Source organism: Acidovorax sp. DMC1 (genome assembly GCF_056314325.1).
The window spans coordinates 483,125-496,613 of record NZ_JBQUYO010000003.1 but is presented as its reverse complement, the minus strand read 5'-3'; the positions used below and the strand labels follow the sequence as shown (position 1 = coordinate 496,613).

Annotated in this window: 16 protein-coding genes; 9 read left to right on the top strand and 7 right to left on the bottom strand. The window is 64.5% G+C overall.

Annotated elements, in window-relative coordinates:
* The first annotated feature begins 29 nt into the window (after window positions 1-29).
* Window positions 30-554, top strand: coding sequence for an FKBP-type peptidyl-prolyl cis-trans isomerase (locus ACT531_RS09595; protein WP_060987216.1), 525 nt, complete (start codon window positions 30-32; stop codon window positions 552-554).
* An 81-nt stretch (window positions 555-635) separates the two neighbouring features.
* Here the strand turns inward: ACT531_RS09595 and ACT531_RS09590 are convergent, their stop codons facing one another.
* From ACT531_RS09590 to coaBC, 4 genes are all read right to left on the bottom strand, one after another.
* Window positions 636-1,136: an outer membrane lipoprotein gene (locus tag ACT531_RS09590; protein WP_015013335.1), complete on the bottom strand. Its 501-nt coding sequence runs from the start codon at window positions 1,134-1,136 to the stop codon at window positions 636-638.
* Between the two features lie 214 nt (window positions 1,137-1,350).
* Window positions 1,351-1,797 (bottom strand): dUTP diphosphatase, encoded by a 447-nt coding sequence (gene dut / locus ACT531_RS09585; protein WP_015013334.1) that lies wholly within the window; start codon window positions 1,795-1,797, stop codon window positions 1,351-1,353.
* On the bottom strand, window positions 1,794-2,234 hold the full coding sequence (locus ACT531_RS09580; protein WP_476017258.1) for a hypothetical protein: 441 nt from the start codon (window positions 2,232-2,234) through the stop codon (window positions 1,794-1,796). The genes dut and ACT531_RS09580 overlap by 4 nt, the downstream gene beginning before the upstream one ends.
* A gap of 87 nt (window positions 2,235-2,321) precedes the next feature.
* The gene (coaBC, locus tag ACT531_RS09575; RefSeq protein ID WP_476017257.1) at window positions 2,322-3,545 is read right to left on the bottom strand and encodes a bifunctional phosphopantothenoylcysteine decarboxylase/phosphopantothenate--cysteine ligase CoaBC; all 1,224 of its coding nucleotides are present in this window, start codon (window positions 3,543-3,545) and stop codon (window positions 2,322-2,324) included.
* A gap of 91 nt (window positions 3,546-3,636) precedes the next feature.
* Here coaBC and ACT531_RS09570 point away from each other — a divergent pair, with 91 nt between their 5' ends.
* From ACT531_RS09570 to ACT531_RS09545, 6 genes are all read left to right on the top strand, one after another.
* The gene (locus tag ACT531_RS09570) at window positions 3,637-5,295 is read left to right on the top strand and encodes a CTP synthase (protein WP_476017256.1); all 1,659 of its coding nucleotides are present in this window, start codon (window positions 3,637-3,639) and stop codon (window positions 5,293-5,295) included.
* 12 nt (window positions 5,296-5,307) lie between these two features.
* Window positions 5,308-6,165, top strand: a complete 858-nt coding sequence (kdsA, locus tag ACT531_RS09565; protein WP_476017255.1) for a 3-deoxy-8-phosphooctulonate synthase — start codon at window positions 5,308-5,310, stop codon at window positions 6,163-6,165.
* 3 nt (window positions 6,166-6,168) lie between these two features.
* On the top strand, window positions 6,169-6,459 hold the full coding sequence (locus ACT531_RS09560) for a DUF1330 domain-containing protein (RefSeq protein WP_056640013.1): 291 nt from the start codon (window positions 6,169-6,171) through the stop codon (window positions 6,457-6,459).
* 99 nt (window positions 6,460-6,558) lie between these two features.
* On the top strand, window positions 6,559-7,845 hold the full coding sequence (gene eno / locus ACT531_RS09555; RefSeq protein ID WP_291441639.1) for a phosphopyruvate hydratase: 1,287 nt from the start codon (window positions 6,559-6,561) through the stop codon (window positions 7,843-7,845).
* Between the two features lie 110 nt (window positions 7,846-7,955).
* Window positions 7,956-8,234, top strand: a complete 279-nt coding sequence (locus tag ACT531_RS09550; RefSeq protein ID WP_015013327.1) for a septum formation initiator family protein — start codon at window positions 7,956-7,958, stop codon at window positions 8,232-8,234.
* 98 nt (window positions 8,235-8,332) lie between these two features.
* On the top strand, window positions 8,333-8,878 hold the full coding sequence (locus ACT531_RS09545) for a hypothetical protein (RefSeq protein WP_476017254.1): 546 nt from the start codon (window positions 8,333-8,335) through the stop codon (window positions 8,876-8,878).
* Here the strand turns inward: ACT531_RS09545 and ACT531_RS09540 are convergent.
* From ACT531_RS09540 to ACT531_RS09530, 3 genes are all read right to left on the bottom strand, one after another.
* Complete coding sequence (locus ACT531_RS09540) at window positions 8,859-9,329, bottom strand: CZB domain-containing protein (RefSeq protein WP_060987209.1); 471 nt, start codon at window positions 9,327-9,329, stop codon at window positions 8,859-8,861. The two genes, ACT531_RS09545 and ACT531_RS09540, sit on opposite strands and share 20 nt — an antisense overlap.
* A 207-nt stretch (window positions 9,330-9,536) precedes the next feature.
* A complete protein-coding gene (gene hslO, locus ACT531_RS09535) occupies window positions 9,537-10,529 on the bottom strand; it encodes an Hsp33 family molecular chaperone HslO (protein ID WP_015013324.1) in 993 nt (330 codons plus the stop codon).
* 48 nt (window positions 10,530-10,577) lie between these two features.
* The gene (locus ACT531_RS09530) at window positions 10,578-11,102 is read right to left on the bottom strand and encodes a gamma carbonic anhydrase family protein (protein WP_291441637.1); all 525 of its coding nucleotides are present in this window, start codon (window positions 11,100-11,102) and stop codon (window positions 10,578-10,580) included.
* A 113-nt stretch (window positions 11,103-11,215) separates the two neighbouring features.
* On the opposite strand from ACT531_RS09530, the gene ACT531_RS09525 reads away from it, so the two are divergent.
* Both ACT531_RS09525 and ACT531_RS09520 read left to right on the top strand, forming a co-directional pair.
* Window positions 11,216-12,019: a ferritin-like domain-containing protein gene (locus tag ACT531_RS09525; RefSeq protein WP_476017253.1), complete on the top strand. Its 804-nt coding sequence runs from the start codon at window positions 11,216-11,218 to the stop codon at window positions 12,017-12,019.
* Window positions 12,020-12,140: 121 nt separating this feature from the next.
* Window positions 12,141-13,406 (top strand): EAL and HDOD domain-containing protein, encoded by a 1,266-nt coding sequence (locus ACT531_RS09520; RefSeq protein WP_015013321.1) that lies wholly within the window; start codon window positions 12,141-12,143, stop codon window positions 13,404-13,406.
* Window positions 13,407-13,489: the final 83 nt, after the last annotated feature.

The following is a 13,489-nucleotide window of genomic DNA, read 5'->3' as shown; positions in this document are numbered from 1 at the left end:
GCCGTTGGTCAAACTGCGACAATTCTCCTATGGAAATTACCCAACAATGTGTGGTCGCACTGACCTGGACCCTGAAAGACACCCTGGGCGAAGAGCTGGACGTGCTCGACGAGCCCGTGGAGTTTTTGGTGGGCGGTGATGATCTCCTGCCCCGCATCGAAGAGGCCCTGCAAGGCCATAGCCCGGGCGCCAAACTGGCCCTGCACCTTGAACCCGAGGACGCTTTCGGAGACTTCAACGACCAGTTGCTGTTTCTAGAACCCCGCGCCCTCTTCCCCGCCGAAATCGAAGAAGGCATGACCTTTGACGGCATGGCGCTGCCCGAAGGCTGCAACCCCGATGCTCCCCGCACCGCCCTGTACACCGTGGCCGAGATCTACCCCGACCACATCGTGCTCGACGGCAACCACCCGCTGGCGGGCATCGCGCTGCGCCTGCAACTGACCGTGGAGGCCGTGCGCGAGGCCACCGAAGAGGAGATTGGACGCGGCACGGCAGGAACCGGCTTCTTCCGCATTCAGCCCCAGGCTCCAGGCAGCTCGTTGCTGCACTGAGCCCCCTAGGAACCGGTTCAAAAAGCACAACGGGCGCCCCGAATCAAATCGGGGCGCCCGTTTTTTGTGGTGTCGATCAGATCACATGCGCGAGATCTGGCCGTTGTACAGACGCACGCGGTCGCCGATGCGAAGGTCACCCGGGCTGCTCACGTCGTACACGCGGTAGCCACCTTGGTCCAGCTGCACAGACAGCCGGTATCCCTGCACGTATTCCTGGTTGTTGCGGCCTTCGATGGCGTTGCCAGCCACTGCACCACCCAGCACGCCCACCGCAGTGGCTGCGGCGCGACCCGTGCCCTTGCCCACCTGGTTGCCCAGCACGCCACCCACCACGGCGCCCAGAACGGCACCCGTGCCAGTGGTCTGGCCTTGGCTGCGTCCTTGCAGGACCTCAATGTTGGAAACGCGGCCATATTCTGTGCCCGCTTGTTGCTGCGGATAGGCAGGAGCCGTCTGGTAACCACTGGAATAGCCGCCGGAATACTGCGGCGCGGGGGCGGGGCGGCTGTGGCCGCAAGCGGCCAGCGAAGCAGCCAGAACCACGGTGCCCACGAGGGCGAGAGGACGGTGGAATTGCATGTTCAATCTCCTGAAGTTGTCGGGCTACGCATTGGCAAAAGAATCCAGAAGGATTCCAGCTCAATGCCCATGTGCAGATTGGAACAACGCCCGAGGATGCCGTAGCGTAGACACAGGGGCCATCGATAGGTCGGTAACAGACCCATCGAAACGTAAGCGGATTCTTACAAACCAGCTACGCGCCCCCGGGCACCACGTCATCAGTCGGTCTGCGTCAGGACTTGCCCGTGGAGCCGTACCCGCCCTCACCCCGCTGTGTGGCTGCGAACTCGGTGACGACGTTGAACTGGGCCTGCACCACCGGAACAATCACCAGCTGAGCCAACCGCTCCATGGGCTCCAGAGTGAAAGCCACGTTGCTGCGGTTCCAGGCGCTTACCATGAGCTGCCCCTGGTAGTCGCTGTCGATCAACCCCACCAGGTTGCCGAGCACGATGCCATGTTTATGGCCCAGGCCCGAGCGCGGCAAGATCAGCGCGGCATAGCCTGGGTCTTGCAGGTAGATCGCAATGCCGGTGGGTACCAGTTGCCAGGCGTTGGGCTGCAGGGTCAGCGGCGCATCCAGGCAGGCACGCAAGTCCAGCCCCGCGCTACCGGGCGTGGCATAGGTCGGCAATTGGTCCGCCATGCGCGGGTCGAGAATCTTCACGTCAATCTTCACGGTTTTTTCTTTCCTGTTCCTAATCCTGTACCACTGCGCTGCTGCGCCACTTGTCGCAAGCGATCCTGCAAGGCTTGCGTCGCTGTATTCATCCCCGAGGCTTGAGCCCCTCCGAGCTGCGCTGCCGATTGCATCAGCCAGCCCAGCACCCACCACACCACGCCCATGACCACCAGGCCGGGCAACGAGCCATGACCGAGCAGGAAAAGGGCAATGCCGTGCAACACCACCATCACGAGCAACACCGCACGCACCGTGCGCAATACACCGGCCAGCGGACGCATCACCTGCAGCAGATCGGGCGGCAGAGCCTGAGCTTGTGCACCGGTGTTGGGCGCCTGGGCCGCTCTGCCGACAGCAGCAACAGCGGCAGCGGCAGCAGGAGCCTGCGTCACCGGGGCTTTCTGCAGAGGTTTCTGGACAGTCAGGCGCTCCACGTAGGCCGCAAAATCGCCATCGGGCGGCGTGTCCCAATCAGGCTTGGTAGCACCAGTTGTCATCACGCCTCCGCAGGGTGGTGGTCGTCAAGAAGGCAGGGGTGGCAAACGCGCGGCGATCTCGGCAATAAGCTGCTGCGCCAGCACCCGTTTGGACGCGCGGGGCAGCTCGCGGTGGCCCTGCGCGTCCACCAGCAACAGTGCGTTATCGTCCTGCCCAAAGGTGGCGGGGCCGATATTGCCAACCAAGAGAGGGACACCCTTGCGCGCCCTTTTGGCTGTGGCATGGGCCAGCAGGTCATGGCTTTCGGCGGCAAAACCCACGCAGAAAAGGTCGCCTTCCAGCGCATGGGGCGACCTGGCGATGGTGGCCAGAATGTCGGGGTTCTCGACAAACTCCAGCGATGGGGACTGGCCTGAGCCGTCTTTTTTGATCTTCTGGTCAGACGCGTGGGCCGGGCGCCAGTCGGCCACCGCAGCCGTGGCAACAAACACCGAGGCAGCCTGCACATGCCGCTGCACGGCCGCCAGCATTTCCTGAGCAGATTGCACATTGACGCGCCGCACACCGCGTGGCGTGGGCACATGCACAGGCCCCGCGACCAGGGTGACATCGGCACCCGCCTCGCGCGCCGCACGGGCGACGGCGAAGCCCATCTTTCCGCTCGACAGGTTGGTGATGCCACGCACCGGATCGATGGCTTCAAACGTGGGCCCCGCCGTGACGAGTACCGACCGGCCCACAAGGGTCTTGGGCGTAAAAAAAGCGATCAGCTCGTCCAGCAGCTCCAGCGGCTCCAGCATGCGGCCGTCACCCGTCTCGCCACAGGCCTGGTCACCATTACCCACACCCAGCACCACTGCACCGTCCTGCGCCACCTGGGCCAGATTGCGCTGCGTGGCCGGGTGCGCCCACATTTCGCGGTTCATCGCAGGGGCCAGCAACAGGGGCACGCGCTGGGCGGGGCGCGCCAGGCACAGCAGGCTGAGCAACTCGTCCGCCCTGCCCTGCACCAGGCGCGCAATGAAGTCCGCACTGCAAGGCGCGATCAGGATCGCATCCGCCTCGCGGCTCAGATTGATGTGGGGCATGTTGTTGGGCTCGCGGGCATCCCATTGCGAGCCATACACCGTGCGGCCTGACAGGGCCTGCATGGTGACCGGGGTAATGAACTGCTCGGCCGCCTCGGTCATCACCACCTGCACGGTGGCGCCCTCCTTGATGAGCTGGCGGCACAGATCGGCTGCCTTGTAGCAAGCCACGCCCCCACTCAGACCCAGAACAATGTGTTTGCCAGCAAGCTCATTCATGGGGCGAATTTAGCAGACGGGGGTGACCCTGCCCCCGGGGGTGTCGCCGGGGTGCCATCTATAATCCCAATTTCCCACCACCAAAAAAGACATGACCAAATTTGTCTTCGTCACCGGCGGTGTGGTGTCTTCCCTCGGTAAGGGAATCGCCTCAGCCTCCCTTGCCGCGATCCTCGAATCGCGGGGACTTAAAGTCACCCTCATCAAGCTTGACCCCTACATCAACGTAGACCCGGGCACCATGTCGCCGTTCCAGCACGGCGAGGTGTTCGTGACCGATGACGGCGCAGAAACCGACTTGGATCTGGGCCACTACGAGCGTTTCATCGAAACGCGCATGAAGAAAACCAACAACTTCACCACGGGCAAGATCTACCAGTCCGTGCTGGAGAAGGAACGCCGCGGCGACTACCTGGGCAAGACCGTGCAGGTCATCCCCCACGTCACCAACGAGATCCAGGAATTCATCAAGCGCGGCGCTGGCATCGGCACGCCCGATGCCGTGGACGTGGCCATCGTCGAAATCGGCGGCACCGTGGGCGACATCGAATCGCTGCCGTTCCTTGAAGCCGTGCGCCAGATGAGCCTGCGCATGGGCCCGAACAACGCGGCCTTTGTGCACCTGACCTACCTGCCCTGGATTGCGGCAGCGGGCGAGCTCAAGACCAAGCCCACCCAGCACACGGTGCAGAAACTGCGCGAGATCGGCATTCAGGCCGATGCGCTGCTGTGCCGCGCCGACCGCCGCATTCCCGAGGAAGAGCGCGCCAAAATTTCGCTGTTCACCAACGTGCCCGAATGGGGCGTGATCAGCATGTGGGACGTGGACACCATCTACAAGGTGCCCCGCATGCTGCACGAACAGGGCCTCGACGGCCTGATCTGCGACAAGTTGCGCCTGAACACCCCGCCCACCAGCCTCAAGCGCTGGGACGATCTGGTGCATGAGACCGAGCACCCCCAAGGCGAAGTCACCATCGCCATGGTCGGCAAATACGTGGACCTGTCGGACAGCTACAAGTCCGTGAACGAAGCCCTGCGCCACGCCGGCATGCGCAATCATGTGCGCGTGAAGATCGACCATGTCGATTCCGAAACCATCGACAGCGCCGACGCAGCTGCCAAGCTCGCCAAGTACGACGCCATCCTGGTGCCCGGCGGCTTCGGCCAGCGCGGTGTGGAAGGCAAGATCGCCACGGCCCAGTTTGCGCGCGAGCGCAAGGTGCCCTACCTGGGCATCTGCCTGGGCATGCAGGTGGCCACCATCGAATACGCCCGCCATGTGGCCGGCCTGGCCAACGCCAACAGCACCGAGTTCGACCCCACCACGCCCCACCCCGTGATCGCACTGATCACCGAGTGGAAGGACGCCGACGGCACCATCAAGACCCGCGACGAGAACTCCGACCTGGGCGGCACCATGCGCCTGGGCGCGCAAAGCTCGGACGTGGCCAAAGATACGCTGGCGCACAGCATCTACGGCGACGTGGTCACCGAGCGCCACCGCCACCGCTACGAAGCCAACGTGAACTACCTGGACCAGCTACGCAAGGCGGGCCTGGTGATCTCGGCGCTCACGCAGCGCGAGCAGCTCACCGAGATCGTGGAGCTGCCGCAAAACGTCCACCCCTGGTTCATCGGCGTGCAGTTCCACCCCGAGTTCAAGTCCACGCCATGGAACGGCCACCCGCTGTTCAACGCCTTCATCAAGGCGGCCGTGGAGCACCAGCAAGCCGCGAAAAAAGCCTAAGGGGACCTCACCATGCAGCTGTGCGGATTCGACGTTGGCCTTCAACATCGCTTTTTTCTGATCGCGGGCACCTGCTCCATTGAAGGCCTGGAGATGTCGCTCGACGTCGCAGGCCAGCTCAAGGAAGCCTGCGCGCCGCTGGGCATTCCGCTGATCTACAAAGGCTCGTTCGACAAGGCCAACCGCTCGTCCGGCACCAGCAAGCGTGGTGTGGGGCTGGAAGCCGGCCTGAAGATATTGGACGAAGTACGCCGTCAGCTGCAGCTGCCCATCCTGACCGATGTGCATGACACCTCGCATGTGGCCGAAGTGGCCAGCGTGGTCGATGTGCTGCAGACGCCCGCCTTCCTGTGCCGCCAGACGGACTTCATCCGTGCCGTGGCGCAAAGCGGTAAGCCGGTGAACATCAAGAAGGGCCAGTTCCTGGCGCCCTGGGACATGAAGAACGTCATCGACAAGGCCCGGTCTGCAGCGGCCGAAGCCGGCCTGTCGGAAGACCGGTTTCTGGCCTGCGAGCGCGGTGTGAGCTTTGGCTACAACAACCTCGTGGCCGACATGACCAGCCTGGCCGAGATGCGCAACTCTGGCGCCCCGGTGGTGTTCGACGTGACCCACTCGGTGCAAAAACCCGGCGGCCTGGGCGCCGTGAGCGGTGGTGCGCGCGACATGGTGCCCGTGCTGGCCCGCGCCGGTGTGGCCGTGGGCGTGGCGGGCCTGTTCATGGAAACCCACCCCCGCCCCGCCGAGGCCTGGTCGGACGGCCCCAACGCCGTGCCGCTCAAGCACATGAAGGCGCTGCTGGAGACCTTGGTGGCGATCGACGACGTCACCAAGAAAAACGGATTCCTCGAAAACAACTTTGGAGCTTGAGACATGAGCAGTGGTTACGTCATCGCATCCGTCACCGTCACCAACCCTGAGCAGTACGAAGAGTACAAAAAGTGGAGCACGCTGGCCATGCAGGCGCATGGCGCCGAGGTGTGCATTCGCGGCGGCAAGGTGGAAGTGCTGGAAGGCGACTGGAACCCCGGCCGCACCGTGCTGCTGAAGTTCCCGAGCTTCGAGGCCGCCCGTGCTTTCTACGACACGCCCGAGTACCAGAAAGCCAAGGCCGCCCGCGAAGGCGCAGCCATCATGCGCATGGTGTGCGTCGAAGGCGTCTGAGTCCACACACCAGCCTTGCTCACTAATTAATAGCTGCTAGCGCTTATACATCGTGCGCTAGAGACTGATTTGATTTAAAACTTCTGCAAAAGGAAAACCATGAGTGCCATCGTTGACATCGTCGGTCGCGAGATTCTGGACAGCCGCGGCAACCCCACCGTCGAATGCGACGTGTTGCTCGAATCGGGCGTGATGGGCCGGGCCGCTGTGCCGTCGGGCGCCTCCACCGGCAGCCGCGAAGCCATTGAAATGCGTGATGGCGACAAGGGCCGCTACCTGGGCAAGGGCGTGCTCAAGGCCGTGGAATACATCAACACCGAGATCAGCGAAGCCGTGCTGGGCCTGGATGCCTCCGAGCAGGCGTTCCTGGACAAGACCCTGATCGACCTGGACGGCACCGAGAACAAGAGCCGCCTGGGCGCTAACGCCATGCTGGCCGTATCGATGGCCGTGGCCCGCGCGGCCGCCGAAGAATCCGGCCTGCCTCTGTACCGCTACCTGGGCGGCATGGGCAGCGTGCAGCTGCCCGTGCCCATGATGAACGTGATCAACGGCGGCGCACACGCCAACAACAGCCTGGACCTGCAAGAGTTCATGATCATCCCCGTGGGCGCGCCCACGTTCCGCGAAGCCGTGCGCTGGGGCGCCGAAGTGTTTCATGCACTGAAGAAGATCCTGCACGACAAGGGCATCAGCACCGCCGTGGGCGACGAAGGCGGCTTTGCCCCTAGCGTGGAAAACCACGAAGCCGCCATCCGCCTGATCCTGCAAGCCATCGAAGCCGCTGGCTATACGGCGGGCGATCAGATCGCCCTGGGCCTGGACTGCGCCGCGAGCGAGTTCTACAAGGACGGCCACTATGTGCTGGAAGGCGAAGGCGGCCTCAAGCTCACCGCCCAGCAATGGACCGACATGCTGGCGGCCTGGGTGGACAAGTACCCGATCATCAGCATTGAAGACGGCATGCACGAAGGCGACTGGGATGGCTGGAAGCACCTGACCGAACGCCTGGGCGACAAGGTGCAGTTGGTGGGCGACGACCTGTTCGTGACCAACACCAAGATCCTGAAGGAAGGCATCGACAAGCGCATCGCCAACTCGATCCTTATCAAGATCAACCAGATCGGCACTCTGACCGAAACGTTTGCTGCCATCGAGATGGCCAAGCGCGCTGGCTACACCGCCGTGATCTCGCACCGGTCGGGCGAAACCGAAGACAGCACCATTGCCGACATCTCGGTGGGCACCAACGCCGGCCAGATCAAGACCGGTTCGCTGAGCCGCTCGGACCGCATCGCCAAGTACAACCAGCTGCTGCGCATTGAAGAAGACCTGGGCGACATCGCACAGTACCCTGGTCGCGCTGCGTTCTACAACCTGAAGTAATGGCCCCCACGGTCGTCCACTGCGTGTGGCTCCCTGCCCCCCGAGGGGGCCGCGTTTCGCCTTGGGGCGGCCCGGCGGCGAAACATAGTTGCAACAATAAAGGTTGACCGTTGGTCTCCCGCATCGTCCCCGTCATCCTGCTGGCCTTGCTGGCAGCGCTGCACGCCCAGCTCTGGCTGGGGCGGGGCAGCGTGCCGCGCGTCAATGCGATGCAGCGGCAGATTGATGTGCAAAAGGCGGCCAATGAGCAGGCCCGCCAGGTGAATGCGCGGCTGACCTCGGAGGTCCACGACCTCAAGGAAGGCCTGGACATGGTGGAAGAAAAAGCGCGCAGCGAGCTGGGCATGGTCAAGCCCAACGAGGTGTACGTGCAGTTCACGCCCCGCTGACCTGCGTTGCGGGGCCCTGCTGCTGCATTGACTACTGCCCTGCGCTGGCCCCTCTCACCACGCAGACATTGACCAAGGCCTGCGCTTCACTCATTGCCGTGCGGCAGCCCTCTCCCACCACTCCCTGGATTGCCTTGCTGGGCGCCCCCCACACGGGCGTAGAGGCATTGGCACAGGCGCTGCAGCAGCACATCATTCCCGGTACGGTGCATATTGCCTTGCACCACCCGCACCTGACCCACACCCCGATCACTCCGCAGGCGGCATCTGAGGCGGTGGCACTGACCCTGCTGATGGGTCTCGACCAGCCCTGCCCTGCCGAGGAACGGGACGCGCAGGAGGCTCGCGATGCCCAGCTGCGCACCGCCCTGGCGGCTGCACCCATACCCTACCGCGTGGTGTACGGCACCGGCGAGCAACGCACTCGCAACGCCCTCATTGCTATACAAAAAGTAGCGCCTCAGGCATATTCTACTAGCGCAAGAGCCGCATTAGACATTGAAAACGCGCCCAGAACGGCCCGGTTGCGCGCCTGGAACTGCGAGAAGTGCAGCGACCCCATTTGTGAGCATCGGCTGTTCACCGCACTGGTCGAGCAGCGGGATACGACACCGCCACCAGCCGTTACGCCAGACCGCGTTTGAGCTCCTTCAGAAGCAACACCACCTGGCTGGAGCCGTAGCGGTAACCGCCATTGAGCACCTGCACGGCCCGGTCCCATTCGCCCTGCTGGGCCAGTTCCACCAGGGTGGCAGCCTGCTCATGAAAGTATTGGTAGCGCGCCACCAGCAACGGATAGGCAGGCTGGTCGCCCAGCAAATCGCCGCCCACGCCATGCAGCCAGCGGCCCAGCGCGCTCTGGTCAGCGCGGCGCACCTGGGCCGGGTCCAGCCCCACAGAGGTGCGGCCCTCCAGGTAGTCCATCAGCCGGTCTTTCCAGCGCTCGTGGGCGTTGATGGCGGCGTCGATGTCCAGCGCGGCGAGAAGGGTGTCCGCACGCCGCGAGTCTGGTGCCGCTGCACTGTCGTACAGCGCCAGCGGAGGCGCAGCCGAGCTGGCCCGGTGGCTCCCCAGAACACGGCGAAGAAACTGCATGACACCCCTCGTTCATTTCCTGCGCGACCGGAACTGATCGCTTGAACGCATACCGGCCCGGCGGTCGGGCCGTATGCATCGGTCCCCGCGACGGCATGCACTGCTGCAGCACTGTTGAATGGGACCCAGGAATCTTAGGCGTGGATGGCGGGGGCGATTGTCAACGATGGTCAGCCAACCGCCGCGCCCGCAAGCAACAGCTGAACGTTACTGGATGCCGGTAGGCCCCGGGGGCTGCGCAGCGCCTGGCGAGACAAAAATCTGCGCCGCGTCGACCGCGTCGAAGCGGTACTGCTGGCCGCAAAACTCGCAACCCACCTCGATGTCGTCGCGCTCGGCCAGGATGCTCTCGGCCTCTTCAGCGCCCAGGTTGCGCAGCATGTTGCTCACGCGCTCGCGGCTGCAGGTGCAGGCAAAACGCGGGCCGCTGGCGCCCTGCTGGGGTTCAAAGCGCAGCAGCTTTTCTTCCCAGAACAGGCGGCGCAGGATGGTGTCCACGTCCAGCGTCAGCAGTTCCTCACGGGTCAGGCTGGAGGCCAGGTGCGCAATGCGGTTGTAGTCCTCGTTGTGACCGATCTGGTCTTCGTTCTCGCGGTGCGAGAGGCCCGCGGCCAGGTTGCCCTCGCCCTTGATGGGCATGCGTTGGATCAGGAGGCCTGCCGCCACCTGGTCGTTGGCGCCCAGCACCAGAATGGTGTCGAGCTGCTCGGACTGCAGCATGTAGTGCTGCAGCACATCCGACAGGCGCTCCAGCTTTTCGTGGTGGTCGCCATGCAGCGGCACCACACCCTGGTACGGCTGCTGGCCCGGGTGGCGGTCCTTGGGGTCCAGCGTGATGGCGCAGCGGCCACCGCCGCCCACATTGACCATCTGGCTCAGCTTTGCGTCCGGCAGCACCTCGCCGTTCACCGTAGCGGTGGCGCGCAGGCTCAGGTCCGACTGCACCTCGGCCACGGCCAGCTTGACGGGGCCGTCCCCAAACACCTGCAGCACCAGCGCACCGTTGAACTTGATGTTGGACTGCATCAGCACACCGGCGGCGGCCATCTCGCCCAGCAGCTCGCTCACGGGCGCGGGGTAGGCGCCGGTGGCGGTGTTGCCCGCCCGGCGCTTCAGGATTTCGGTCCAGGCATCAGTCAGGCGCACGATCATGCCGCGCACGGGCAGACCATCGAAAAGAAACTTGTGGAGTTCAGACACGCAGGGGTTCCAGGAAAAATGAGGTGGCGGGCGGCGACGATGCCGCGCTCAGCCAATCTTGCGCAGGCCGCGTTGGAAGCGGCGCGCATTGTCAATGTAGTGTTGGGCGCTCTGGCGCAGGCCTTCGATCTGCTCAGAGGTGAGTTCACGCACCGCCTTGGCGGGGCTGCCGATGATCATGGAGCCATCGGGAAACTCCTTGCCCTCGGTGACCAGCGCACCCGCGCCCACCAGGCAGTTCTTGCCAATCTTGGCGCCGTTGAGCACCACGGCGCCAATGCCGATCAGCGATTCGTCGCCGATGGTGCAGCCGTGCAGCATGACCTGGTGGCCCACCGTCACCCGCTCGCCCACCACCAGGGGCTTGCCGAAGTCAGCATGCAGCACGCTCGCGTCCTGGATGTTGGAGCCCGCGCCGATGGTGATGCTCTCGGTGTCGCCGCGCACCACGGTGCCAAACCACACGCTGGCGTCTTCGCCCAGCACCACATTGCCCATCACCTGTGCGCTGTCGGCCACCCAGGCCGACGCTGCCACTTGGGGAGCCACACCGTCGAGTTCGTAAATTGCCATGCACCCACTCCGCAGAAACCAAAGAAGCGGCACGCCATGGCGCGCCCTGAGAGGTCGCCAATCGTTACAAAGCGCAAGCCTTGGTGCCGATGGCAAGGCCTAGAATTGTAAGGATGGAGCTTCGCCACCGTGCACTGCAGGTCTTGTGCCTGGCAGACCCCGAACAAAAAGCGGCTGCAGCGCTAGAACTGTTTGCCCAAGCAGCTACGCTTTCAATAGCAGACACCGCCCCTGCGGCCCCCACCGATCCAGACGCCCTGCCCGGCCGCCCCGAGCGCCCCGAGCTGCTGCGCCACACCCAGGTGGCCCGCCGATCGCCCGCCACCCCCGAGGGCCGCGCCATTCTCATCCATGCCATCGCCCACATCGAGTTCAACGCCATCAACCTGGCGCTGGACGCTGTGTGGCGCTTTGATGGCATGCCGCGCGACTACTACCTGGACTGGATGCGCGTGGCGGCCGAAGAGGCCAAACACTTCCGCCTGCTGCGCGACCACCTGCGCAGCCAGGGCCACGACTATGGCGACTTCCCTGCGCACCAAGGCCTGTGGACCATGTGCGAGAAGACCCGGCACGACGTGCTGGCGCGCATGGCCCTGGTGCCCCGCACGCTCGAAGCCCGGGGGCTGGATGCCACGCCGCAGATCCAGGCCAAGCTGCGCCAGGTGGGCACACCCGATGCCCTGACCGCCGTTGCCATCCTGGATGTGATCCTGCACGACGAGGTGGGCCATGTGGCCATCGGCAACCACTGGTACCGCTGGCTGTGCGAACGCGCGGGCCAGGACCCGGAAACCCTGTACGGCGCGCTGGTACAGAAGTACGAAGCGCCCCGCCTGAAGCCTCCGTTCAATGAGTCCGCGCGACGCAGCGCCGGGTTCAGCGACGCCGAGCTGAGCTGGCTGCAGCAAGCCTGACCAGCACACCCTGCCATAGAGCCTGCGGACAACCTGAGGGGAATACGATGACTCCTACAATTCCCGGCGATGCCCTCTGCGGGCCCGCGCTTCCTATTTCAAGAACACCCAGCCCACACCCATGACCCAAGCTTTCACCCCCGGCACACCGCCCGCGCCCCCACCCGGCAACCAGTCGTCGGTCGCCATGATTGCGCGCCAAGCCATCGTGAACGCGCAGCAGGTGGTGGTGGGCTACGAGCTGTTCAACCGCTCGCGCAGCGGCGCCGCCCACACGGCCGCGACCGACGTGATCCTGGTGTTCACCGCCCTATCGCACGCCGGCACCGAAGAGCTGGTGGGCAAGAAGCTGATCTTCGTCAACTGCACCCACGAAAGCCTGTCGGGCGGCCACCTGGAGCTGGTGGACCCGGACAAGGTGGTGCTGGAGATTCCGCCCCTGGGCCATGCGGCCGCCGAAGAGGTCGCCACGCGCCTGCCCATCCTGACCGAGCTGCGCGACCGGGGCTTTCACCTGGCCTTCAACCACACGGTGCTGCAGTCGGCGTACGCCCCCTGGCTGCCCCTGGCGGACTACATCAAGCTGGACCTGTCGGTGCTGGCGCCCGACCAGCTGGCCGTGTTGATCAGCTACGCAGGCCGCCACAGCAAGGCCGAGCTGATCGCCGAGAAGGTCGAAACCGCCCAGCAATACGACATGGTGTCCAGCCAGGGCGTGCAGTTGTTCCAGGGCTACTGGTTCGCCCGCCCGGCCCTGGTCGAGACCAAGCTGCTCACGCCTTCGCAGGCCAGCATCATTGAGCTGATCAACCAGGTGCGCAAACAGGCCAGCACGGACGAGATTGAGGAAGTGCTCAAGAAGGATGCGGGCCTGGCCTTCAACCTGATGCGCCTCATCAATTCGGCCGGGTTTGGCCTCTCGCGCGAGATCACCTCGTTCCGCCAGGCCGTGATGCTCATGGGCCTGAAAAAGCTGTTCCGCTGGGCCGCGCTGCTGCTGACTGCATCACGCAACAACGGCACGCCCTCTTCGGTGGGCCACACCGCCGTGGTGCGCGGGCGCCTGATGGAGCTGCTGGCGCTGGAGACCCTGCCGCCCGAGGAGGCTGACCAAGCGTTTGTGGTGGGCATCTTCTCGCTGCTGGACGTGATGCTCTCCATGCCCATGGAATCCGCCATTGGCCTGCTCAATGTGCCCGAACCCGTGGCCGCTGCGCTGCTGCGGCGCGAGGGCTTCCTGGGCGATCTGCTGACCTTGGCCGAGGCCTGCGAATCCAGCGACGATGCCGTGTTCGACCGAACGGCCGGCCTGCTGCACCTGACCAGTCAGCAGATCAACTTTGCCCACCTGCAGGCACTGGCCTGGGCCGACCATATCGGCGACTGACGGGTGTCGCCGCCACGCTGGCGGCCCCTGGCAAGACTTTGGTTCTCTGCCAACGCTTGGCGGTCTAGAATGATCGCCAGCCT